This window comes from Rheinheimera sp. UJ51, from assembly GCF_020819615.1.
Classification (GTDB): domain Bacteria; phylum Pseudomonadota; class Gammaproteobacteria; order Enterobacterales; family Alteromonadaceae; genus Alishewanella; species Alishewanella maricola.
Genome location: NZ_JAJHOG010000002.1, coordinates 304200 through 327676, shown reverse-complemented (window position 1 = coordinate 327676; position 23477 = coordinate 304200). Strand labels below are relative to the sequence as shown.

Genomic DNA, 23477 nt, shown 5'->3' with positions numbered 1-23477 from the left:
CGCATGACAACACCAAAACGCGCTAATCGTAAAGAAGATATCTTGCAAGCTCTTGCCGCCATGCTGCAGAGTAACAGTAATGGTCAACGGATCACGACCGCGGCGCTAGCAGAAAAAGTCGGCGTATCGGAAGCCGCACTTTATCGGCATTTTCCAAGTAAAGCCCGCATGTATGAAGGCTTAATTGAGTTTATCGAAGACACCTTGCTTTCAACGGTAAACGCGATTAGCGATGAGCACAAAGATACCCGCACGCGCATCAGTTTAATGTTGCAGTTAGTGTTAGTTTTTGCCGAACGTAACCCCGGCTTTTGCCGAATTTTAACCGGCGATGCCTTACAAGGTGAGCAAGAGCGGCTTTTAGAACGAGTGGCTGCCTTGTTTGAAAAGTTAGAAGCACAATTTCGCCAATGCTTGCGTGAGCGCAAATTGCGCGAAGGCAAAGGGTTCAGTATTGACGAAGCAGAACTCGCCAATTTATTGCTAGCCACCGTCGAAGGTAAAATTAACCAGTTTGTCCGCTCGGGCTTTAAACGCTTGCCAACACAGTGCTGGAGTAATCAATGGGCGTTGCTTGAGCAAAGTGTGTTTCAATAACCGAATAAAAAAGGCACCGCAAAGTGGTAAACCCGCGGTGCCTTGTTGTAACGTTAACCGGTCACTCAACCAGTGTATTAATTCGTAAAGCTTAATTGGAGCAAAACGTTATGCTTGCGCGCTAACGTGAGCCTGAGCGCGTTGCAACGGCCAACGGTTAATGACAAGCTATCACCTGAGCAAGTCGGCAGTTTAAAGCAGCGTAAACCACTCCCACAGCGCCGCTCCCCACACTAAACCAACAATCACTAAGCTGGTAAACACCGCCGCTGAAGCGAGATCTTTTGCCCGACCTGACAATTCATGCCGCTCTAAGCCAACACGGTCGGTTAATGCTTCAATAGCGGAATTAAGCAATTCAACCACTAACACTAAACACCATACGCCAACCAGCAAGGCAAATTGACTGACCGATTGCGCTAACATCGCGGCTAATGGCACAGATAGCAAGGTTAACAGCGTTTCTTGACGAAAAGCGGATTCGTGCCGCCAGCCAGCAGCAAAGCCCTGCATAGAGCATTTAGCGGCTTTTAACACCCTAGCTAACCCAACGCCATTTGGCTTTATCATAGTGCGTTCCTAACTGTGCTTAACAGGCTGTCTTTTTATTTGGATAGCGAGCTTAGGTATTAAATCTTAAGAACAGATTAATTTACACCATACTCTGCACGATAAGCTTGTACCGCGGCCAAATGCTCAGCTAATTCCGGTTTATCCATTAAATAATGGATCAGATCCGGCAAGCTGATAATCGACACCACCTTAGTCGCAAAATCACGCTCAACTTCTTGAATCGCTGATAACTCACCTTGGCCACGCTCTTGCCGATCCAACGCAATTAACACGCCGGTTAGCGTGGCGCCTTGTGCTTGGATCAGTTGCATCGATTCACGAATAGCCGTACCCGCGGTAATCACATCATCCACCAACATGATGCGACCTTGCAGAGGTGCACCGACTAAATTGCCGCCCTCGCCATGGGTTTTCGCTTCTTTGCGATTAAAACAATAAGGCACATCGCGATCATAGTGATCCGCTAAGGCTACCGCGGTAGTGGTCGCAATTGGGATGCCTTTATACGCTGGGCCAAATAGCACATCGAAATCTAAGCCGCTATCTTGTAAAGCCGCAGCATAAAAGCGACCTAACTTTGCTAAATCAGAGCCGGTATTAAACAAGCCTGCATTAAAAAAATACGGGCTGGTGCGGCCAGACTTTAAGGTAAAGCTGCCAAACTTTAACACTTGGCGCGCTAAGGCAAACTCAATAAACTCACGCTGGAATGCTTTCATACAAACCTCTTAGGCCAATACACGTTTTTGTTCGGCGACGATATCTAGAATGGCGTTATGGCCAAGGCCTAACATCTGTTGCATTTCCTCAAAACTAAAGGGCGCCTCTTCTGCGGTGCCTTGAATTTCAATGATTTGGCCTGTTTCGGTCATCACTAAATTCATATCGGTTTCTGCCGCAGAATCTTCAGCATAATCTAAATCGGCCACCGGCGTGCCTTTGTAAATACCCACCGACACCGCCGCAACCATGAATTTTAACGGGTTCACTTTTAACACGCCTTTGTTGCGTAAATAGCTCAACGCATCCACCAGTGCCACACAAGCACCCGTGATCGATGCCGTACGCGTACCACCATCTGCCTGAATCACATCACAATCGATGGTAATGGTGTTTTCACCCAGTAAGCTTAAATCTACAGCGGAGCGCAATGCCCGGCCAATCAAGCGCTGAATTTCCATGGTGCGACCGCCTTGCTTACCCCGTGCCGCTTCACGATCATTACGAGTATGCGTCGCGCGAGGCAACATGCCGTACTCCGCCGTGATCCAGCCTTTACCTTGGCCTTTTAAAAAACGTGGCACACCTTCCACTACGCTGGCAGTACAAATCACTTTGGTATTGCCGAACTCAACCAACACCGAACCTTCGGCGTGAGCGGTAAAATTACGGGTAAATGAAAGAGGACGGATTTGACTGGCGGTTCTGCCACTTGGACGCATAAAGCTTCTCCTGACTAAAAATGTAAGGGCTATTATAAGAGCTTAGGCCGCTAAGGGCTATCTCTAGCCCAAATCAATCACGTTTTAGTCAGGTTACAAACCCATTAGGCATGATTAACAACCCACTTTAACCCATGCCCTTGCGCCGATGGCGACAGGGTAAGCTCCTGCTGATATTGGCCATTTAACCTGAAACTCAGGTATACTCGGTCATATTCTTGCTGTTTGGAACAAATCAATGATTCATAGTATGACCGCCTTCGCCCGCCACGAAACCAAAGCCAGTTGGGGTACTGCCCAGTGGGAAATCCGCTCTGTTAATCAGCGCTATTTGGAATCGTACTTTCGTTTACCCGAGCAATTCCGTGGCCTCGAAAGTTTATTGCGTGACAAACTGCGTAACAGCCTGCAACGCGGCAAAATAGAAGTGAATTTACGTTTTCATGCTAACCAAGCTGCGGGAGAACTGACACTAAACGACGTTTTTGCCGAGCAGCTGTTACAAAAAGCGCAGCAATTACTGCAAAAAGCCCCGCAAGCTCAACTTAATATTGCTGATATTCTGCGCTGGCCCGGTGTCATGGAAACACCAACAGAAGACTTAGACGCCTTGCAAGGCGAACTGCTCGCCGGTTTTGATGCCGCGCTGCTAGATTTCTTAGCCGGCCGTGGCCGTGAAGGCGCTGCCATTGAAGATATGATCCAGCAGCGCCTTACGGCCATTGGCGAGCGCGTCGCCTTTGTACGGGAACATTTACCGCAAGCCATGCAATGGCAACGCGACCGCATCACCCATCGCTTAAATGAAATTAAAGCCGACTTAGATCAAAACCGCCTCGAGCAGGAAATGGCCTTTTTAGCCTCAAAATCCGACGTGGCCGAAGAGTTAGATCGCCTAGATGCCCATATTAAAGAAACCCGCCACACCCTAAAAAAAGGCGGTGCCTGCGGCCGCCGCTTAGATTTTATGATGCAAGAGTTTAACCGCGAAGCGAATACGCTGTCATCTAAAGCTATTAGCACTGAGATTACCAATGCGGCTGTGGAGCTTAAGGTGTTGATAGAGCAGATGCGGGAGCAGATCCAAAACATTGAATAGTTTCTAATGCTTGCTCAAGCTGTTCAATACGCACCAAGCCCTGACTTAACAGGGCTTTTTATTTTTCCGGTATCCCAAGTCATTTCATACCAATTCATCTTTCAGATTAACTCAGTGACGGAACATAGATTGTAACTACTCTCATCACATAGCTAACCCTACCCCACCGCTAACTTTGCCGCTTGTTGCCACATAAAGTCTGGCATAGGTTCTTTTAGCCGCCAGGTGATATTCATGGGTTGTGAGCCGGCATGCGAGACATATTCTACTTCACCGTAATTTACAAACCCCATGGTGCGGCCATACTCATCACTGGTTTGCTCGCGCACAAATAAGAACACTCGCTTTCGAAGCTTTTGCTGTTGAACGTACTCTAAACCACGGCCACGATCGGGTCTGGCACTATTTTGCGACTGCCAATGAAACAAGTGTTCATTGATGGCATAGTCGTGATACATGGTGGTTGGCGAGAAGTGTTTTTCGTTTTTATCTAAGGTGACAAACAGTAGTTCGATATTTTGTTCCTTCAATACCAATACGCCTTCGCGCGCAGGGGCTTGCCTTTCGAAAGTGGTTGCACCAAACGCCACCAGAATTTGTTCGCGTGCATAACGGGCATGTAGCCTTAATGACACCTCAGGTAGATTTTCCATACTCAGTTGCTGGTGCTTGGTTTGCGCTAATTGCTGGGTAAGCACATCGAGCAATTCCGCCTTAACACCCAGTTTATTCAACTCAGCAAAGCTCTGCGCTAAGGAGTTAAAGCCAGCCTCTGTGCCTGTTTTTTGCCAAAAATCATAATGGCACATTAAGGGGTAACGCGAAGCGTCAGCCGTAATGGCAAAATTATTCAAGCAAAGCTGTTTTAGAAAACTTAAGTAATGATGGTCATCACAGGTCAGAATTCGGTTAAAAATGGCTCTTTTGCCCATGTGAAACCAATTGTCACGGCTTTGATCAATAACAGAGCTTGGCTCTTGAACAGAGTACTGTGTTTTTTGTACCAACTCAGCCCAACAACCGCGTTTATACAATTCATGCAAATTAATAAAGGGATGTTGGCTTAAGAAATTACATAGCGTTAACGGTAATGTTGAGTGCTGCGGATACTGCCGGATAAGCGCCAATAAACGAGTTAACGTCAACGTAGCTTGGCGAATATTACTCAGTACCATTTCTTGCGTGCGTTTACTTAACTCAATACGACAGCCCAGTGGGGCGTGCGGAAAACCTTGTTTTATTTCTTCAGTAATGGCGCGGTTTGTTCGGCCAATTAAGGCGCGAAACTTATGCGCAAAGTCATATTCGGGGCGCGAGTTGCCAACAAAATCCAGTACAGTACAGCACTGTTTGCCATCGGCTAACCGCAAGCCCCGACCAAGTTGTTGCAAGAAAATCGTTAAGCTCTCTGTTGGCCGCAAAAACAACAAGGTATCCACTTCAGGGATATCGACACCCTCATTAAAAATATCTACAACACAAAGCACATTGATTTGACCTGAGCGAATGGCCTGCTGCTTTTGCTGTCGATCCTGACTGTTATCACTGGTCAGCACATCGGCCTTAATGCCTTTTAGTAAGAATTGCTGTGCCATATAGGCGGCATGATCTTTACTGACACAAAATGCCAGCGCTTTCATCTGGCTTAGGTCAGTAATAATCTCCTGCATACTTAGCAAAATCTTGTTCACCCGAACCTGATTATGGGTATACAGATTAGTTAACTGAGCCACATCATAGCGTCCGCGCGCCCAAGGGATGCTGCGTAAATCGGTATCATCATCAATACCAAAATACTGAAACGGACAGAGATGGCGCCGATTAATCGCTTCAGGTAAACGAATTTCTGCCGCAATCACACCACCAAAGTCCGCTAAAATATCGCCACCATCATGCCGCTCCGGCGTGGCCGTTAAACCCAACAAAATGGTGGGGTTAAAATAATCTAAAACCGCACGGTAACTTTGCGCGTTGATATGGTGCACTTCATCGATCACAATATAATCGTAATAATCGGCCGTCAGGCTCAGTTGGCTTAGCTGATTATTTAAGGTTTGAATAGACACAAACAATTGTCGGTAATGGGCTGGCGAATGCCCACCTACCCAAAGCTCACCAAAACCACTGTTGCGTAACACACCACGATACGCCGCTCGGGCTTGCAGCAAGATCTCTTCCCGATGCGCCACAAACAAAAAATGCGCTTGGGGTTTAGTTTTAACAAAACGGGCAAAATCAAAGGCAGAGATCAGCGTTTTACCTGTTCCTGTTGCAGCTACTACTAAGTTTTTATAACGCTGATGGACACTGCGCTCTACCGCCAACTGTTCTAAAATCTCGCGCTGATGGGCAAAGGGCGTGAGATCAAAAAAGTGGCTTTGCGCATGTTCACCGCTGCTTCGCTGTTGTTGTAATGCTGTTTTTAGTTTTTCCTTACAAACAGCGTCACCACTAAAAGGTTCAAAATCGTTAGAAGCCCAGTAGGTTTCAAAGGTACTCAACGATTTATTGATAATATGCGAAATTTCTTGCGACGTGATTTTCAAATTCCATTCTAAGCCACTGGTTAAGGCTGAATGCGATAGATTAGAAGAGCCAATATAGCCCGTGTGATAACCGGTATTACGCAAGAATAAATAACTCTTAGCGTGTAAGCGCTCGCGCTCAGTATTATAACTGAGCTTTACTTCGGTATTGGGCAAGCTAGCTAAGTACTCAACGGCTTTGGCATCGGTCGCGCCCATATAGGAAGTGGTGATGATTTTTAACTCGCGGCCACTGGCGGTAAAGGCTTCAAGCTCCTTTCGAAAGATCCTAATCCCTGCCCACTTGATAAAAGAGACTAACCAATAGATTTTATCCGCCGATAAAATTTCGCGTTTAAGTTCAGATTCCAGTGATAAGCCGGCATTGCTACCACAGAACAGCTCGCTTTGACTAAGCCCAGTTAATGGGAAAATATCATCGATATAGCTTTTTAAGTCGGCGGCAACCGGATTTTCCAGTTCATAGAGCGCAGTTAAAATTTTCCCTTGGCTACAGAGCAAATTCTCATCGATAAATTCTTTATCTTGAATTTGCGACTTTAACCACAGTAATAATTGATTGGATAAGTCAATTTGCTGCTGCAAACGATCATCACTGTCAGGCACCGCCTCAATGGCGTATTCCAAAATATGGGATAAAAAACGCGTCAACCAAATGGATGCCTCAGCGCTCGTTAGCTCACGCTCCCCGACATAAAACTTGTCACGATCAAGACGGTTAGCGACTAATTGAGTAATAAGTTGCTCGTAAATACCTATCTGTTGCATACCCGTCCTTGTGTTAGCAGTGGAATCCCTCAACTTGGTTATGCTCGTACATAGCTGCACCATAATTGTAGAAAAAGCAGTAATCAAACACAGAATATTAAAGCTGATACCCAGGGCGATGTCTCAAAAACAGATCTTGTAACGAACCTGAGCCCCCTTGCCAGGCCAAGCTATATCGCCAAAAATATGCATAAAGCTTTTTATGAGATGCTAAGCCGGAAAGCTAAAAAAATGAGAGCAAAGACCTCTCGACTGTAAAGCTCAGCAAAGCGGCACAACTAAATTTAACTATGCTATCTAAAATTCATGAGAAAAACCCGGAAAAATAATTGAAAGTGCTTTGCAGTTAATGCTCGAACGAGTAAAAGACCAGGTAAACCATAAATAACAGTTTCCATTTTTTAACACGATAATCTAATAGGTTTCCGCCCTGTGTCATACTGGATATCTACAAGTGGGGCCTTTCAGATGAAAATATCGCCGTTAATACGTTAGAATCTTAGCAATGTTAGGAGTGTAACTATGCCAAATACAGCGACGAAAACCACCGATGAGCGCAAGCCTAAATTTACCCCTAATATGGAAAATTACAAGGTGAGTTTAAGTTATGAAGGCCTATCGTTGAAAAAAGGTAATGAACGTAAATCTATTGCCGACCTAAAACGCCAATATGCGCGATAAGTATGGCGTAGCGCACGATAGCTAGACGTTAAACCAAAGCAGAAGTACCACAATCAACTACAATCTTCATTTTGTATCCCATTGCTTTGTAACTTTTCTCCCGCTTAGCAAACATACGCTGCAGCATTGGAATATCGCTATCAACGTAATCATGGATTGTAACCAGAGTTTTACCATCTACCTCACGGTGGATCCTGCCGGCGTACTGCGCAAGCGCTCCCCTCCAGGCGATTGGCATGGCAAGAAACAAGGTATCAAGCCTTGGTAAGTCAAAGCCCTCACCAATATACTTGCCGGTTGCCACCACAACCTTCGCTGTAACCAAACGCTCGTTTGCGCCTTTGCGCTCAGCGGCTTTCATCGCGCCTGTAAGGATCACTGAATCAATCCCTTGCTCTTGCAGAAGCCTGTTAATCTGTTGCGCATGTTCGCGTCGCTCAGTTAACACCAGTGGATGCCTGCTTTCGTTAACGCTTTGCACCACATCTGCCACAATTCGATTGGTGCGCCTTTCGCTCTCCATAATCAACCGATACACGTCGGCTACTTTCGGTCGCTCTTCGGTCAGTAACGTATGCTGCTTTTCAGTAGCTTGCAGTTGATGCACCTGCACCTGCTGCTCAAATTGCTCATCCGTTTGTGATTTCACTTTGTGCCTGATAGGCCCTGCCGCCATAAAAATGATTTTCTGATGGCCATCTTGTCGGTCTGGCGTTGCTGTCAGCCCCAGCACATATTTTGCTCGAACCTCGTTTAACACCATTTCAAAACGCGGGGCTGAGACATGATGGCATTCGTCTACGATAACGTGGCCATAATCTTGTACCAGCGGCAGAACGGTGTTGTCTTTAAGGTTGATTAAGCTTTGATATGTCGCGATATCAATAACACCTGTCGGCTTTCTTTTACCACCAGCGATAACGCCTATTTCAATTTCAGGTAGAAATGAGCTTAGACGCTCCCGCCATTGCTCCAGCAACTGTCGGCTATGCACCAGAATTAACGTATTGACCTTACGCTTCGCGATAATGCCGATCGCCGTCACCGTTTTCCCAAATGCTGTAGGAGCATGCAAAGTACCCGTATCGTGCTTAGTCATCTCCTTCACTGCAACTTTCTGATTTGGCCTGAGTGTCATCAAGGGTTTTAGACCAACCAGCTTTTTACCTGTCGTACGCTTGTCATCAATAAGCACGGCTATTTTGCTCTCAGTAAGCAAAGCAATCGCCTCATCCAGGCAACCTCTTGGCAGCGATAGATAGCCCTGCTCCATGCGTGCACACGAAATAAATCTTGGGATACCATTTGTTGAAAAACGTAGGGCCTGAGTTTTAAAAAACACCGGGTTAGAAAAGCTGGCAAAGCGTTTGAGTCGTGCAGCCAGTAAATTGGGTAGCGTACTCAGCTCAAAATACACTCTGTCAGCGAGCGTCACCGTCAATTGCGTTGGCGGATTAGCCAACAGTAATGGATCTGGTTTTGCGCTGGTTTCCCAAGGCGGGCGACTATCAGGTACTTGTTGCTCTTTTTGCAGCAAAGTATTTGAGGATAGCTGGCTGAGTAGCTGGGTTAGTTCTTGTTGTTTCAGCCGTCTTATTTGTGCCAGGTGCAGCCACTGATCGGCTATCAATTTCAGTTCCAGATCAACAAATGAGCTGTTACCTGCTTGCCTGGCTTCACGCTGCAGTGGTAGCGCAATTAAATTACCAAAACCACCCTCTGGTAATACATCTTGATTCGGGAATAATCTGTCGTAGGAGTCAAACGACAGGTTAGGATAGCTTTCCATAGCTTTATCGAGCAGTGCAAACCCAAGTAATCGAGCCTCACTTGCTGGTACGCTATCATCAAAAAAGATCCAAAGGTGTGCACCTTGTCCGGAGCGGGATATTTCAATTACATGGGGGATAGCTAATTCCAGGCAGACTTTTGCGATCGCCTTAACTTCGTCTCGCCAATGGCCTTTGTCGAAATCGACGGCCAATAAATAGCAGGTGTTGTCTTGGAGTAACGGATATAAACCAACCACTTGTTGACCTGCCAGATGGCGGTAAATAACCTGATCGTTTAACTCACTAAATCGCCGATGCTGGCAGTCCATACACTTAATGCGGGGTTTGTTACAAATCCCCTGCACCCACTCGTTGTTACAAGCAACCGAATACCCTGCCCGCCCCTGTTGGCTTTGCCAACGATTGGCAAAAATATCCTGACGCCCACGAAATAGATTACGAAAAATAGCAACCTTCTGCGTTGGGGTTAAATTTGAGCCATTATCATCGACTGGCGTTACCCTGAGTAAAGATTCCTTATGAGCCAATAAAGTACGTTTTTCATGCTCAATTGCTGCCAATCTGGCATCGATAGACGCAACACTTTCGAAGTGTTTAGGATCAACATGATTGGTATACATGACAGCCCCCTCAATACTCAAGCACAAGCACAAGCATGCAATATCAGCCGATATGCTGCTTTACTAGCAATTGAACAGTTTTGAGCGCATCAGGCCAATCAACTGGTTGAGGGTGATAAACCAAAGGCCCGATAAATCGTTTATAACGTTCAGCATATTTGCGTTCCTCTAACTGGGCCAGGCCAAATAGTAGCTCTTTGCGGGGATCGGCTTTGAACTCCGGGTGTTGTTCACCAAATTGAGTTACGTCTGTCTCGATCACTGCATCGATTAATTGCTTAAATTCCGCTTTATTCGCTAACTCAGTTTTAATTTGGTAAAGATCGTAAGCATGACGAATTAACTGATCGTCATCCTTCCGCTCCATATAACGGGTTGCAACTGCCGTTCGGCGTAGCAGCGAAACAAGTTTCTCTGCGGCGGTGGAGACAAGAGAAACGCAAGCAAACCGCTCAATCTCTGGTACCTTCTTTATTACATCAGCATAAAACGAACTGACCGGATGATAAGTGGCAGGCTGCAATAGCTCAGACTCGGTCAGTTCTAATTGTATATGCGTCCGGAGTGCGTCATTGGAAGGGAATGCATTAGGATAATTGAGCTGCAATTGCAAAAAACGACGTTCATTTCGGACTACCGGATCCTGACTCTGAGTAAAAAGCCCACTATTAAGTATTTTATCCGCGATATTGAGGTGGATGCGTTTTCTCTGTGTACGCTGCGCAGAATTACTTAACAGCTTTGTCGCAGCGTCAGGCACTAACTTTAAGTCTATGTCCTCAGACATCCGGTGTGTATGTTTATATACCTTAGCCAAACAGGTACCACCAGCGAATACCAGCTGATATCCCTGGGTGTCGGTGGTACTAAGCAAACGGAGCAGTTGTATCAGGAAGTAATCTTTTTCGACAATAGCAGGGGTTGTGATGTTGAGAAAATCTGCGACTTCAGCAAAAAGTTCAGGGGCGGGCAGCATCATGAACGCTGCTCGACCTGAAGCTGCATATTACGCAACGAAATTTTGCGGTTAAAACGTCTTTTTACTATAACTGTGGCATTTACAGGAACCTGAGTGGTTTCACCTTTGTTATAACGAACCAGTTCATCTGATGGCTGCCAGGCAACCCCTAACCGCTCCAGTGCTTGTTCAGATACCGCCTTAAAGCCACCATTAGATGCCAGCATAGGTTTACCTGTGATGCTGCTGATCCGGGCTTTAGCATATAAACCATAACCAATTTTCAGTAGCTTACCCTCAGCCACTAACTCTCGCAGTGCCCGCCCTATCTGATCATAGCCACCCAATTGCTCAAAATCAGCTCGCAGAAAAACATCCTGCTTAGTACGGCTAATTTGCTGCTCAACTTGTTGCTTTAAACTTATCTTTGGCACAAGGCACCTCCGGTATAACATTGCTTAAGCTTAGCAAAAATACGACAAACTCCCAAGCAAAAATACGACACTTTGCTCAGCACTTCGTAAATTACGCCCTTCGCAGATAGTAAACACTGCAATTTATAGGATAAGATCAAGTCGCTAAGCAGCCAAAGAATCAGCTAGAGCCTTAAGATGAAAGAAAACCACTTGCAAAATAGGGTGTTACCGAACCTGTTCAACGGCCAAAGATCAAGCCCGTTAAGCAGCTCGATTTGGATACACCTGAGGGGAAGCAAATCGTTCTGAGCGAAGCAAAACGAATGATGCAGATACATAAAAGCACCTTTCGACGTTTGGCATGCCTGTAGTAGCAATAGATGTTTCCTGTTATTTGAGCGACAACTCAAGCATGAGCAAAATGGTGGGTAAAGTGGCGGGTAAAGCAACAAAAACACCAACGACTTAAAACACAAAACACAAAACACAAAACACAAAACACTGATTTAAAAAAATAAATTTACAATCTACAAGTAGATCCAGAACATCAAATAATGTAAAGCCCGCTTGTAGCGATAAGCAAGCTCAAAAATCAGGGTCATCGTTTTCACCGCTTGGGTATTTAGCTTGTAAATACGCTAAGCGGGCTTCTGCAGTAGCAAATGCGGTGCATTTGATAAATTCCATGTCATCGCTTTCTTCTTCCAGTAAAAAAGCCATCGTGCTTTCGTCAACTACCACTAAGAATTGCGTATCGGTGTCAAAGGTGTAAACCGTGCCGCCTTCAAAGCGCTTAAATACCGTCATTTTGGCAAAGTCATCTTCCGTGAAAACCACCGCAGCACCCTCTTGCTCGCTCATGCTCATTCCTTAATTTTATTGTTAAACCACTCATAACAACACGACAAGCGCCTTAACATCAACAACATTTAATCAATACTAAAAAATCTCATTCTCGACACCACAGTGACTTTAAAGTAGGCCGTTTTTTTGGTCACAGTTAGTAATTTTAACAAAGAAAGGCTAGTATATTTGCCTAGAAAAGTAGGGAGTTATTTTGAAACGGACAGTATTTTTATCAAACAAATGGCGAGTCTTACTTGTCTTATGTGCAATTGTTGCGGCGCTGTACTTCGCTGATCGGGCATCACCTTTAGCACGCGGCAAAGCTGCCGACAGCCTGACGCAGCCGTTAATCAGCCAAGATCCTGAGCTTGCTGCGCATTACCAACAACAGATAAAACCGCTGCTGGAATCTCGCTGCGTGGTTTGTCATGCCTGTTACGACTCCCCTTGCCAACTGAACATGAGCGCACCGCAAGGTTTTGCGCGCGGCGCGCACAAAGAAAAAGTGTACGATGGCACACGTTTATTAGCCGCAACACCGAACCGGCTGCATCTTGATGCCGCCACCACGCAAGAATGGCGTGAGCGCGGCTTTTTTTCAGTACTGGAAAACCAACAAGCGGATGCGCCGATCACCACCGGTTTAATCGCGAAAATGCTGCAATTAAAACAAGCACATCCGCTACCAGACGCAAATGCGATGACAGAACAATTTGATTTAAGCCTGAATCGTCAACAGCAATGCCCAACAGATAGCGAATTTGCTAGTTATGCCAAGGCGCAGCCTTATGCCGGAATGCCTTATGCATTACCGGGTTTAAATGCACAAGAACATAGCCTTTTAACCAACTGGCTTAGCGCCGGCGCTTATTTTCCAGCGGATGCGCCATTACCTGCCGCACACCAAGCCGCTGTGCAGCAACTTGAGCAATGGCTCAATACTGATGATTTAAAAACTCGGTTAAGTGCTCGCTATATTTACGAGCATTTATTTACGTCTCATTTGTATTTCAGCGCACTGCACGATGACAACGAACGGCCGCAATTCTTTCGGCTTTTGCGCTCAAAAACACCGCCAGGCCAAGCTATTGAGGTGATTGCCGGACGCCGACCTTATGATGATCCGGCAGTTGAGCGCGTTTATTATCGGCTACAAGCCGTGCGCGACACTATTGTCAATAAAACACATCAACCTTATGACATCAATGACAGCTTGCTACAAAAATGGCAACGCTGGTTTAAAGATGCCGACTATCACGTGAGTGCGTTACCCGGCTATGCCCCAGAAATCGCCGCCAACCCACTAACCGCTTTTAAAGAACTGCCAGTGAACGCGCGCTATCGCTTTATGTTAGAGCGTGCTGAAAATACCATTATGGGCTACATCAAAGGCCCTGTTTGCCGAGGCCAGGTGGCGCTTAATGTCATTAACGATCGGTTTTGGGTATATTTTATTAAACCCGAACTCGCTGAAAGTGCCGCCGTAAATGCTTTTTACCTCTCGCAACAAGATAATTTGCGCTTACCGGCCGAAGAAGAAAGTACCACCTTTGCGGTGAGCTGGGTCGGCTTTGCTGCCCGACAAGGCGATTATTTGCAAGCGCGTAGCGCTTTTTTAAATGAGCATTTACAGCAAAGTGCCTACCTAACCCCTGACGTGTTGTGGGATGGCGATGGCCAAAATCAAAATGCTAGCCTCACCGTTTTTCGGCATTTTGACAATGCGACTGTGGTAAAAGGGTTACTGGGCGAACCCCCTAAAACCGCTTGGGTTATTGATTATGCGCTGCTTGAACGCATCCACTATTTGCTCGTTGCCGGGTTCGACGTTTATGGTAATTACGGTCATCAATTGATGACACGGCTGTATATGGATTTTCTGCGAATGGAGGGTGAATCGAATTTCTTAGCCTTTTTACCCGAGGCCAGCCGCCGCCAAGAATTTGCAGATTGGTATCAGCAAGCAGGTCCGGAACTGACCGAGTTTATTAAAGGTGACATTAACCCGTTTTCACAACCCAGCGGCATCACGTTTCAAACGCCAGATCATAAAGCCGAACTATATCAATTATTTGCAGAGCAATTACACGCTGTGCAACCGCAGCGTTATCAATTAAGCGATAGCCCATTAAACAACAACAGCTTAAACCTGCTCTCTCAATTAGGGCAGCTACAAGGCACCAGTGCGACACTATTGCCTGAGCTTACCATCATTATGCTGGAACCTGCCGATGGCCGTGCCGCAGAATTATTTACGTTGATCCGTAATAGCGCCCACTTTAATGTCAGCAGCCTATTAAAAGAAGAAGAAAACCGTCATCCGGCTGCAGATACCACCACCTTAGTCAGCGGTATTTTAGGCAGTTACCCCGATGCATTTTGGAAAATATCCGAAGCACAGTTGCCTAAAGTTGTAGCACAAGTGCAGCAAATGCAAACTGAGCAACAGTATCGGCAATTACTGAACGACATTGGCATTGGTCGGCACCATCCACACTTTTGGCAGTTTAGTGACAAACTTAACCAGCTGTTTCAGCAGCGCTATCCCATTGACGGCAGCTGGCTAGATTACAATCGGTTAGAACATCGGCCATTGCAACAAGCCAAGGCCGACTAACGCTAAGCGAAATTGCCAATTTGTTTTTGGTCAGACCAGTGGTAAGCTAGACTAAAGCAAACAATTTTTAGTTTTAGATATGGCAACATCACTACGTAAAGCCAATTGGTTTTTAAAGTTATTCGCTTGGCGCTATATTCCGCTAATTGGTTTTTGTTCGCCAAAAATTGTCCGCATGGATGAAAAAACGGTAGAAATCACCATGCCGCATGCTTGGCGCACTAAAAATCATTTAGGCAGTGTTTATTTTGGTGCTTTGGCCATCGGCGCCGATTTAGCCGGGGCTTTTTCTGTGTTTAGTAAAGCCAAAGATCGCGGCGTTAATGCCAACTTTGCCTTTAAAGATGTACAAGGCCAATTTTTAAAACGCCCCGAAGCGCAGGTGCATTTTACCAGCCATGATGGCGATGTGATTGATCAGATGATTGATGAGTCATTAGCCAGCGGCGAGCGTATCAATAAGCCCGTTTCAGTGGTGGTGACCTGCCCCAGCTTACATGGCACTGAGCCAATGGCCACCTTCACGTTAACCTTGTCGATCAAGGCCAAAGCTAAAAGAAGCGCAAAAGCCTAAGCCGCGACAATTGCACGCAGCGACGACAGGCAGTAAACTTGCTTGCCTATTCTCGTTGCGCCTAAAGGTAACCACTTTGACTGAACACAACATGCAGCAACTTAGCGGCAATCTGTTTATCATTTCTGCCCCCAGTGGCACCGGTAAATCCAGTTTGATCCAAGCCTTATTGCAGCGCCATGCTGATATGCAATTAAGTGTCTCGCATACCACCCGTGCCCCACGTGCCGGTGAGCAAAATGGCGTGCATTATCATTTTACGACGGTCGACGATTTTAAAGCACGCATTGAAAATAATGAGTTTTTAGAATGGGCCGAAGTCTTTGGTAATTATTACGGTACGTCTCGCGCAGCAATCGAGCGGCAATTAGCGCAAGGCATTGATGTGTTTTTAGACATCGACTGGCAGGGCGCAAGGCAAATTCGCGAACAAGCAGCGGGCACTATTGGTATTTTTATCTTACCGCCAAGCTTAACTGAACTGCAGCAACGCCTAACAAATCGCGCAACTGACAGTGCCGAAGTGATTGCCGGGCGTATGGCAAAAGCCCAAAACGAAATGTCGCATGCCGACGAATATGACTATTTAATTATCAACGATGACTTTGCTGCTGCGTTGCATCAACTTGAACAAATTGTGCTTTGCCAGCGTCACCGCTTCGCCTCTGCACAACAACGGCAACAGCCATTACTCGATCAATTGTTGGCGAAACCGATAAAATAGCGTATATTATGCGGTCTTGTAACATACCTGATTAACCCTGAATATTTCCGGAGTGCTGAATGGCTCGCGTAACCGTTGAAGATGCTGTAGATAAAATTGGTAACCGTTTTGATTTAATTCTGGTTGCAGCACGCCGTGCTCGTCAGCTGGCCGTTGAAGGCAAAGAGCCATTCGTTGAACTTGAAAACGACAAACCCACGGTAGTGGCGTTGCGTGAAATCGAACAAGGTTTCATCACGAGCAGCATCTTGGATGCGCAAGAGCGTCGTGATCAATTACAACAAGAAGCCTCTGAAATGGCAGCTGTCGCAGCCATTATTGGTTCAGATCAGTAAAAATTCCTGTCTAATCGATGCCAGCGGCACTTTAGCCGTTGGCATTCGTTAAATTTAATCGTATATTCTAAACTTTCATCAGCTTTTAACGCTGTCGTTATGCTGTATTAGTTTGGAGCGCTTGTGTATCTATTTGAAGGTCTGAAAAATCAGATAAGTGCCTATCTGCCACAAGAGCAGGTAAATCTGGTACAACAGGCCTATGTGGTTGCCAGAGACGCGCACGCACCGCAATTTCGTTCAAGCGGTGAGCCTTACATTACCCACCCTGTTGCCGTAACTAGCATCTTAGCGGACATGAGACTCGACCATGAAACACTGATGGCCGCCTTGTTGCACGACGTGATCGAAGACACCCCAGTTAGCAAAGAAGATTTAAGCCGCTTGTTTGGTGCTACCGTTGCCGAACTGGTGCAAGGTGTCAGTAAGCTCGACAAAGTTAAATTTAAAGACTTTAAAGAGTTCGAAACCACGAACCTGCAAAAAATGTTTATGGCAATGACCCAAGACATTCGGGTTATTTTGATTAAACTGGCCGACCGTACCCATAATATGCGAACGCTCGGGGCACTGCGGCCCGAAAAGCGCCGCCGGATCGCCAAAGAAACCCTTGAGTTGTATGCGCCTATCGCCAACCGCTTGGGTATTCACAATATCAAAAATGAATTAGAAGATTGGGGCTTCCAAGCGCTTTATCCCATGCGATATCGGGCGCTCAGTACAGCGGTAAAACAGGCCCGTGGCAATCGGCGTGAACTGCTAGAAAAAGTGCAGCACGATATCCGGCACCGTATCGAGCAAGCCGGCATCAGCGCCGATGTCAGCGGCCGCGAAAAGCATTTGTATAGCATCTATCGCAAGATGAAAAACAAAGAGCTGATGTTCAACGATGTGATGGATATTTACGCCTTTCGCGTGGTAGTAGATAACATCGATAGTTGCTATCGCACGCTGGGCATTATGCATAACTTGTTTAAACCCATTGAAAGCCGCTTTAAAGACTATATCGCCATTCCAAAACAAAACGGTTATCAATCGTTGCATACTTCGTTAATTGGCCCGCATGGTATTCCTGTTGAAATTCAAATGCGTACTCGCGAAATGGACGAAATGGCCGACAAAGGTATCGCCGCACATTGGATGTATAAATCTAATGGCGAATTACCGCGCGAATCGACAGCGCAGATCCGAGCGCAACGTTGGATGCAAAGCTTACTTGAACTGCAACAATCTGCTGGTAACAGCTACGAATTTGTCGAAAACGTTAAATCTGAGCTCTATCCTGACGAACTTTACGTGTTTACCCCTAAAGGTCGTATTGTGGAATTGCCCATTGGCGCCACTGCAGTTGATTTTGCTTATGCTGTGCATACGGATATCGGTAATCGCTGCGTAGGGGCTAAAGTTGATCGGCGGCCTTACTCCCTCAGTAAACCGCTTGAAACCGGCCAAACCGTCGAAATTATGACCAGCTCAGGCGGTAAACCTAACGCCAATTGGTTGAATTACGTGGTGACTAGCCGCGCCATCTTGGGCATTCGTAACTACCTGAAAAAACAGCAACAAAATGAAGCTATTACGCTGGGTAAACGCTTGCTAACCTCAGCCTTGGGTAGTGTTAAATTAGATGACATTGCCGCAGATCGTATCGAGCAAGTCTTAGCCAATGTCAATCAACAATCCTTAGATGCGCTCTATACTGAAATCGGTCTGGGCAACCAATTACCTATCGCTATTGCAAGGCGCTTACTGGGTGAATTTGAAAGCCAAGAGCCGCAAAGCAAAACCCCACAGCTACCGAAGGGCAATGCCTTTATTGTTGGCTCTGAAGGCATGCTGATTACCTTTGCCAAGTGTTGTCGACCGATACCGGGTGATCCTATTGTGGCGAACGCCACACCGGGTAAAGGTTTAAACGTGCATCGTGCGGATTGTCGAAATATCAAAGGCTGGGAGCGTGAACCGGCGAAGTTCTTCCCGGTACGTTGGGATAACACCTCAGAGAAGCAATTCTTATGTGATATCCGCGTCTTTATTATTAATCGCCAAGGGGTGCTAGCAAAGCTGACTTCACTCATTGCTGCGCAAGACTCCAATATTCAAGATCTGTCAACCGACGATCGGGATACCGGCGAATACGTCATTAAAATAACCCTGTCGGTGCGCGATAGGGTCCATCTTGCTAACGTTATGCGCAAAATTCGTGTGCTGCCTGACGTACAAAAAGTATATAAAAGGAAATAGTTTTCATGTCTAAAGTGATTATTCGCACTGATGCGGCGCCAGCCGCTATTGGTACTTACAGCCAAGCGGTAAAAATTGGTACCACAGTGTATTTATCCGGCCAGATCCCACTCGTGCCGGCCACCATGCAATTTGTTTCAGATGATTTTGCCGAGCAAACACACCAAGTGTTTAAAAACTTAGCCGCGGTATGTGAAGCCGCCGGCGGTAGTTTAAATGACATGGTCAAAGTAAATATTTTCTTAATTGATCTTAGCCAGTTTGCTGTGGTTAACCAAATTATGAGCCAATACTTTGCCGAACCCTACCCTGCTCGTGCAGCGGTACAAGTCAGTGCTTTACCACGCGGCGCTCAAATTGAAATTGACGGCGTGATGGAAGTACCGTCTACCCACTAGGCCTGTATCTTGAGCCCAACGCGTTTAGATAATATTGCCATCGCCGTGATCAAAGGCGTTGGCAGCAAAGTAGCGGAACGGCTCGCCAAGCTGGCTATTTTTAGTGTGCAGGACCTGCTGTTTCACCTGCCGCTACGCTATGAAGATCGCACTCGCCTGTATTCCATCGCCGATTTGCAACCGCTGATCCATGCCACTGTGCAAGGTGAAGTGTTAAGTAGCGAAGTGCAATTTGGGAAAAGACGTAGCTGGTTGGTGACGCTACAAGATGGTAGCGGCCGCATCACGCTGCGGTTTTTTCATTTTTCTGCCGCGCAAAAAAATGCAGTCGAAAAAGGCTGCCAACTTCGCTGTTTTGGCGAGGTAAAACGCGGTCATCACGGCTTAGAAATGCTGCACCCTGAATATAAGGTCATAAACCCGCAGCATGCCGAGCAGCAGGTGGCTGAAACCCTAACGCCGGTTTATCCAACAACCGAAGGGCTGAAACAAGCTACGTGGCGTAATCTTACCGATGCCGCCCTCGAGTATTTAGACCGCTACGCGCCAGCAGAATACTTACCAGCGCATTTATTGAAACAGCCTTGGTCGCTGGCCGATGCGCTACGTTATATACATCGCCCGCCGCCAGATGCCGCCCTCACTTTGCTTGAAGAGGGCAAACACCCCGCGCAGCAACGGCTTATTTTAGAAGAGCTGATTGCCCAGCAACTCAGCATGTATAAACTGCGCAGCCAAGCACAACAGCAACAAGCTGTGGTATTAACTACGCCAGAGCCTTTACTGGCACAATTTTTAGCCGCCTTGCCTTTTAGCCCAACCGGCGCACAGCAGCGGGTGGTGGCCCAAATTCAACAAGATCTTGCCAAACCGCTGCCCATGCTGCGTTTAGTGCAAGGTGATGTTGGCTCAGGTAAAACGCTGGTGGCCGCCCTAGCGGCACTTACCGCTATCGGTAATGGCTATCAGGTGGCATTAATGGCCCCGACTGAATTGCTCGCCGAGCAACATGCCGTTAATTTTCAACGCTGGTTTGCGCCACTGGGCATCGAATTAGCCTGGCTGGCCGGTAAAACCAAAGGTAAAGCTCGGCAAAGTGCCTTAGATGCCATTGGCAGTGGCCAAGCCCAGATGGTGATTGGTACCCATGCGCTGTTTCAGCAGCATGTCGAATTTAGTCGTCTCGCGTTAATCATTATTGATGAGCAACACCGTTTTGGGGTGCACCAACGCCTAGCGCTACGAGAAAAAGGCGGCATTGTTGCTCACTACCCGCATCAATTAGTGATGACGGCAACGCCGATCCCCAGAACCTTGGCCATGACCGCTTATGCCGATCTCGACACTTCTATTATTGATGAGTTGCCACCGGGCCGTACGCCCGTCACCACGGTGGCCATCCCGGATAGTCGCCGCGACGAAGTGATGGCGCGCGTCCGTCAAGTGGTTACCGAGCAAAAGCGCCAAGCCTATTGGGTGTGTACACTCATTGAAGAATCTGAAGTGCTGCAATGCCAAGCCGCAGAAGATACCGCCAGTTTATTGCAAGCCGCCTTACCTGAATTAAAAATTGGTTTGGTACATGGCCGCTTAAAAAGCGCAGAAAAGCAACAACTGATGCAGCAATTTAGCCATGGCGAGTTAGATTTATTAGTGGCAACAACCGTTATCGAAGTTGGGGTTGATGTGCCCAATGCCAGCTTAATGATTATTGAAAACCCTGAACGGCTGGGTTTAGCGCAATTACACCAGTTACGTGGCCGTGTCGGTCGTGGTAGTGCAGTATCACATTGCGTATTGCTGTATCACGCGCCCTTATCTCGCACCGCACAATCGCGCTTAGCCGTACTACGCGAAAGTAATGACGGCTTTGTTATTGCGCAGCGCGATTTAGAAATTCGTGGCCCGGGTGAATTACTGGGTACCCGTCAAACCGGTTTAATGCAGTTTAAAATTGCCGATCTGACCCGAGATAGCGCCTTACTGCCGCAAGCCGGTGCCATTGCCGCGCGGCTATGGCAAGATTCACGTGAAGATAGCTTACAATTAATTAAACGCTGGCTGGCCAATAGCGAAATCTATGGCAATGCTTAACGCGCTGCAAACTCAATAAAACCCTATAACACTAAGCCGGAGTTGGTATGTCACAACCTAACCCTTTGCAACTGAGTCCTTTGCAAATTCGTCAGCAATGCCGCAGTGGCGCTTTTAGCCGCAACACCTCTGGGTTGGCGCCTGGTTTTGTGCAAGCCAATATGGCCATTATTCCCGCCGCTTATGCGGCTGATTTTTTGCAGTTTTGTCATTTTAATCCGAAACCTTGCCCCTTACTGGGCATGGCGGCAACACCTGGCGCCATTGACATGCCGCAGTTAGCTGCCAATTTAGATATTCGCAGCGACTTACCACGTTATCGGCTATTTCGACACGGCGAATTTACCGAAGAAGTTACCGACTTAGGTGCAGTATGGCGCGATGATTTAGTCACTTTTTTAATCGGTTGCTCGTTTTCATTTGAAGAAGCGCTACTGGCCGATGGCTTGGAAGTTCGTAATATTACCGAGCAGAAAAATGTCCCCATGTACAAAACCAATATTCCTTGCCAAAGCGCTGGGGTGTTTAGCAGTAATATGGTAGTCAGTATGCGGCCAATGCAGCCTGCCGCAGCGATCCGAGCCATTCAAATTTGTTCGCGCTTTCCACAAGTACATGGTGCCCCTGTGCATTTTGGCGATCCAGCCCGGATCGGAATTCAGAATATCAATCAGCCCGATTACGGTGATGCGGTTAGCATTAAAGAAGGCGAAGTGCCGGTATTCTGGGCGTGTGGCGTAACGCCACAATTAGCCATAGCGCAAGCGAAACTGGATTTTTGTATCAGTCATGCCCCAGGCCATATGCTGATCACAGACTTACCCAACAGCAAATTAGCCGTACTTTAAACGGCTGAATGGCTTGGCTTAGCGCCGAAAGGTTTTAACGGTAATGGCACCACGCCCTGAGTTTTTGGCTTGATACAGTGCCTTATCAGCCAGTAGCAGTAAATCGTCACTGGCGCCTTGCTCGCTAACCGCCACACCAATACTGATGGTATGAGACTGGCCATGCAAAGTGGCCAAATATTGCTGTTGAATGCGCTCGCTAATTTGCAGCGCATCTAGCCTTTTACAGGTCGGCAAAACCAACATAAATTCATCGCCACCCAAACGCGCTGCAAAATCATAATCGCGGATATTCAAGGTCAAGATGTTCGCCAATGCTTTTAATGCATCATCACCGGCCTGATGGCCAAAGTTATCATTTAATTGTTTAAAGTTATCAAAATCTAGCGCCATTACGCTGATATCAGAATCCGTTGATTCCTGCTCAATACAACTTTGCCATAAATCAGCAAAGCCACGTCGATTTAATAAACCGGTCAGCGGATCTTGCTCGGATAACATGCGCAGCGATTCTTTATCTTGAAAGGCTTGTTTTAAATGGCGACGCGAAGTTTGTAAGCGCCGCTGTAATTTAATTAAACGCTGCCATTGCGAAACTTGCCACGACACCGCTTCGGCAATTAATTGGATCTGCTCGTACTGTTCGGTATTAAGTTCGGTTTCGTTCACGCTGGTACCACACAAGCTGCCAATCAACCGATTGTTATATTGCACCGGTAAGGCAAAAAACGTATTCATGCCCGATTTGGCTCCAATACTGTCAGGGTACCTTTTAGCCACGCGACTTTGGATCCAGCCTTCATCATTAAAAATCAATCGGCACATCGAATCATGCCAATCGAGTTCATCACCGGCGACAATATTAATTTCGCCATCGCCCGACACCGCCACCACTTGCTGACGGCCTGCCACCGGATCGATATAGGAAACAAAAGCGGTTTCTAAACGCGAAATTCGATTCACCAGTTGGATTAAAGGTAACAAAGCCTTTTGCAAGGTTCTGAGCCGACTTTCCAATTCACTACTTTCCATAAAAAAATCCGTCGTTCCTGAAAATGGACACTGCTACTCTTTAGTAAAGCACAGGCTAAGCCAAAGCTGCAGCGAAATAACGAATATTCTCGCTAGGTTGATGCTTTTTAATCAAAAGCTGTCTTTTATGCCGCAAAACCACAGCATAGCACCACGGCAGAATAGTTTATTCTTAACAAATTAAAGCCTGAATATTTTATTATTTGCGCGGTTAGGCAACTGGACATTATATAGCGACTCACGCACACTATGGCAGTTTAGAAAGACGTTAG

At 46.7% G+C, this 23477-nt stretch carries 20 protein-coding genes; 11 read left to right on the top strand and 9 right to left on the bottom strand.

All coding sequences use genetic code 11. The features are described 5' to 3' along the window. The first annotated feature begins 3 nt into the window (after positions 1-3). Complete coding sequence (gene slmA / locus LMJ53_RS03510) at positions 4-597, top strand: nucleoid occlusion factor SlmA (RefSeq protein ID WP_229584827.1); 594 nt, start codon at positions 4-6, stop codon at positions 595-597. A gap of 192 nt (positions 598-789) precedes the next feature. Here slmA and LMJ53_RS03505 read toward each other — a convergent pair whose 3' ends face one another. The 3 genes from LMJ53_RS03505 to rph form a co-directional block, all read right to left on the bottom strand. Further along, entirely contained in the window at positions 790-1167 is a 378-nt protein-coding gene (locus LMJ53_RS03505; RefSeq protein ID WP_226749329.1) for a diacylglycerol kinase, read from the bottom strand. A 77-nt stretch (positions 1168-1244) separates the two neighbouring features. After that, a complete protein-coding gene (gene pyrE, locus LMJ53_RS03500; RefSeq protein WP_226749328.1) occupies positions 1245-1889 on the bottom strand; it encodes an orotate phosphoribosyltransferase in 645 nt (214 codons plus the stop codon). 9 nt (positions 1890-1898) lie between these two features. Continuing rightward, positions 1899-2612 carry a ribonuclease PH gene (gene rph, locus LMJ53_RS03495; protein WP_229584826.1) on the bottom strand — a complete coding sequence of 238 codons (714 nt, stop codon included), beginning with the start codon at positions 2610-2612 and terminating at the stop codon, positions 1899-1901. Between the two features lie 238 nt (positions 2613-2850). On the opposite strand from rph, the gene LMJ53_RS03490 reads away from it, so the two are divergent. Next, on the top strand, positions 2851-3711 hold the full coding sequence (locus LMJ53_RS03490; RefSeq protein ID WP_324295581.1) for a YicC/YloC family endoribonuclease: 861 nt from the start codon (positions 2851-2853) through the stop codon (positions 3709-3711). A gap of 158 nt (positions 3712-3869) precedes the next feature. Here the strand turns inward: LMJ53_RS03490 and LMJ53_RS03485 are convergent, their stop codons facing one another. Then, complete coding sequence (locus LMJ53_RS03485; protein ID WP_229584824.1) at positions 3870-7025, bottom strand: DUF3427 domain-containing protein; 3156 nt, start codon at positions 7023-7025, stop codon at positions 3870-3872. A 522-nt stretch (positions 7026-7547) separates the two neighbouring features. Here LMJ53_RS03485 and LMJ53_RS03480 point away from each other — a divergent pair. Then, a complete protein-coding gene (locus tag LMJ53_RS03480) occupies positions 7548-7706 on the top strand; it encodes a hypothetical protein (RefSeq protein WP_226749319.1) in 159 nt (52 codons plus the stop codon). Between the two features lie 28 nt (positions 7707-7734). Here the strand turns inward: LMJ53_RS03480 and LMJ53_RS03475 are convergent, their stop codons facing one another. From LMJ53_RS03475 to LMJ53_RS03460, 4 genes are all read right to left on the bottom strand, one after another. Next, positions 7735-10140: a TOTE conflict system archaeo-eukaryotic primase domain-containing protein gene (locus LMJ53_RS03475; RefSeq protein ID WP_229584823.1), complete on the bottom strand. Its 2406-nt coding sequence runs from the start codon at positions 10138-10140 to the stop codon at positions 7735-7737. A gap of 22 nt (positions 10141-10162) precedes the next feature. Continuing rightward, positions 10163-11098 carry a nucleotidyl transferase AbiEii/AbiGii toxin family protein gene (locus LMJ53_RS03470; RefSeq protein ID WP_229584822.1) on the bottom strand — a complete coding sequence of 312 codons (936 nt, stop codon included), beginning with the start codon at positions 11096-11098 and terminating at the stop codon, positions 10163-10165. Further along, positions 11095-11511, bottom strand: a complete 417-nt coding sequence (locus LMJ53_RS03465; RefSeq protein WP_229584821.1) for an S-adenosylhomocysteine hydrolase — start codon at positions 11509-11511, stop codon at positions 11095-11097. The genes LMJ53_RS03470 and LMJ53_RS03465 overlap by 4 nt, the downstream gene beginning before the upstream one ends. A gap of 567 nt (positions 11512-12078) precedes the next feature. Beyond that, positions 12079-12354 (bottom strand): hypothetical protein, encoded by a 276-nt coding sequence (locus tag LMJ53_RS03460; protein ID WP_229584820.1) that lies wholly within the window; start codon positions 12352-12354, stop codon positions 12079-12081. A 196-nt stretch (positions 12355-12550) separates the two neighbouring features. Between LMJ53_RS03460 and LMJ53_RS03455 the strand changes: the two genes are divergently transcribed. The 8 genes from LMJ53_RS03455 to LMJ53_RS03420 all read left to right on the top strand — a co-directional run bounded on the left by LMJ53_RS03455 (position 12551) and on the right by LMJ53_RS03420 (position 22173). Continuing rightward, positions 12551-14956, top strand: coding sequence for a fatty acid cis/trans isomerase (locus LMJ53_RS03455; protein WP_229584819.1), 2406 nt, complete (start codon positions 12551-12553; stop codon positions 14954-14956). Between the two features lie 79 nt (positions 14957-15035). Continuing rightward, positions 15036-15530, top strand: a complete 495-nt coding sequence (locus LMJ53_RS03450; protein ID WP_226749315.1) for a DUF4442 domain-containing protein — start codon at positions 15036-15038, stop codon at positions 15528-15530. Between the two features lie 91 nt (positions 15531-15621). Then, a complete protein-coding gene (gene gmk, locus LMJ53_RS03445; protein WP_420778841.1) occupies positions 15622-16254 on the top strand; it encodes a guanylate kinase in 633 nt (210 codons plus the stop codon). A 59-nt stretch (positions 16255-16313) separates the two neighbouring features. Continuing rightward, positions 16314-16589: a DNA-directed RNA polymerase subunit omega gene (gene rpoZ / locus LMJ53_RS03440; RefSeq protein WP_226749314.1), complete on the top strand. Its 276-nt coding sequence runs from the start codon at positions 16314-16316 to the stop codon at positions 16587-16589. Between the two features lie 123 nt (positions 16590-16712). After that, positions 16713-18833: a bifunctional GTP diphosphokinase/guanosine-3',5'-bis pyrophosphate 3'-pyrophosphohydrolase gene (spoT, locus tag LMJ53_RS03435; RefSeq protein ID WP_229584817.1), complete on the top strand. Its 2121-nt coding sequence runs from the start codon at positions 16713-16715 to the stop codon at positions 18831-18833. Between the two features lie 5 nt (positions 18834-18838). Further along, on the top strand, positions 18839-19231 hold the full coding sequence (locus LMJ53_RS03430; protein WP_226749312.1) for a RidA family protein: 393 nt from the start codon (positions 18839-18841) through the stop codon (positions 19229-19231). A gap of 9 nt (positions 19232-19240) precedes the next feature. Then, on the top strand, positions 19241-21325 hold the full coding sequence (gene recG / locus LMJ53_RS03425; RefSeq protein ID WP_229584816.1) for an ATP-dependent DNA helicase RecG: 2085 nt from the start codon (positions 19241-19243) through the stop codon (positions 21323-21325). A gap of 47 nt (positions 21326-21372) precedes the next feature. After that, on the top strand, positions 21373-22173 hold the full coding sequence (locus LMJ53_RS03420) for a putative hydro-lyase (RefSeq protein ID WP_229584815.1): 801 nt from the start codon (positions 21373-21375) through the stop codon (positions 22171-22173). Positions 22174-22191: 18 nt separating this feature from the next. On the opposite strand, the gene LMJ53_RS03415 is transcribed toward LMJ53_RS03420, so the two are convergent. Continuing rightward, on the bottom strand, positions 22192-23205 hold the full coding sequence (locus tag LMJ53_RS03415) for a sensor domain-containing diguanylate cyclase (RefSeq protein ID WP_229584814.1): 1014 nt from the start codon (positions 23203-23205) through the stop codon (positions 22192-22194). Positions 23206-23477: the final 272 nt, after the last annotated feature.

Bases quoted from the DNA above. Each gene is read 5' to 3' on its own strand.
- pyrE (WP_226749328.1), bottom strand. From the start codon at position 1,889: ATGAAAGCATTCCAGCGTGAGTTTATTGAGTTTGCCTTAGCGCGCCAA.
- LMJ53_RS03490 (WP_324295581.1), top strand. From the start codon at position 2,851: ATGATTCATAGTATGACCGCCTTCGCCCGCCACGAAACCAAAGCCAGT.
- rph (WP_229584826.1), bottom strand. From the start codon at position 2,612: ATGCGTCCAAGTGGCAGAACCGCCAGTCAAATCCGTCCTCTTTCATTT.
- LMJ53_RS03450 (WP_226749315.1), top strand. From the start codon at position 15,036: ATGGCAACATCACTACGTAAAGCCAATTGGTTTTTAAAGTTATTCGCT.
- LMJ53_RS03420 (WP_229584815.1), top strand. From the start codon at position 21,373: ATGTCACAACCTAACCCTTTGCAACTGAGTCCTTTGCAAATTCGTCAG.
- rpoZ (WP_226749314.1), top strand. From the start codon at position 16,314: ATGGCTCGCGTAACCGTTGAAGATGCTGTAGATAAAATTGGTAACCGT.
- LMJ53_RS03460 (WP_229584820.1), bottom strand. From the start codon at position 12,354: ATGAGCGAGCAAGAGGGTGCTGCGGTGGTTTTCACGGAAGATGACTTT.
- gmk (WP_420778841.1), top strand. From the start codon at position 15,622: ATGCAGCAACTTAGCGGCAATCTGTTTATCATTTCTGCCCCCAGTGGC.
- LMJ53_RS03430 (WP_226749312.1), top strand. From the start codon at position 18,839: ATGTCTAAAGTGATTATTCGCACTGATGCGGCGCCAGCCGCTATTGGT.
- LMJ53_RS03415 (WP_229584814.1), bottom strand. From the start codon at position 23,205: ATGGAAAGTAGTGAATTGGAAAGTCGGCTCAGAACCTTGCAAAAGGCT.
- slmA (WP_229584827.1), top strand. From the start codon at position 4: ATGACAACACCAAAACGCGCTAATCGTAAAGAAGATATCTTGCAAGCT.
- LMJ53_RS03480 (WP_226749319.1), top strand. From the start codon at position 7,548: ATGCCAAATACAGCGACGAAAACCACCGATGAGCGCAAGCCTAAATTT.
- LMJ53_RS03505 (WP_226749329.1), bottom strand. From the start codon at position 1,167: ATGATAAAGCCAAATGGCGTTGGGTTAGCTAGGGTGTTAAAAGCCGCT.
- LMJ53_RS03485 (WP_229584824.1), bottom strand. From the start codon at position 7,025: ATGCAACAGATAGGTATTTACGAGCAACTTATTACTCAATTAGTCGCT.
- LMJ53_RS03470 (WP_229584822.1), bottom strand. From the start codon at position 11,098: ATGATGCTGCCCGCCCCTGAACTTTTTGCTGAAGTCGCAGATTTTCTC.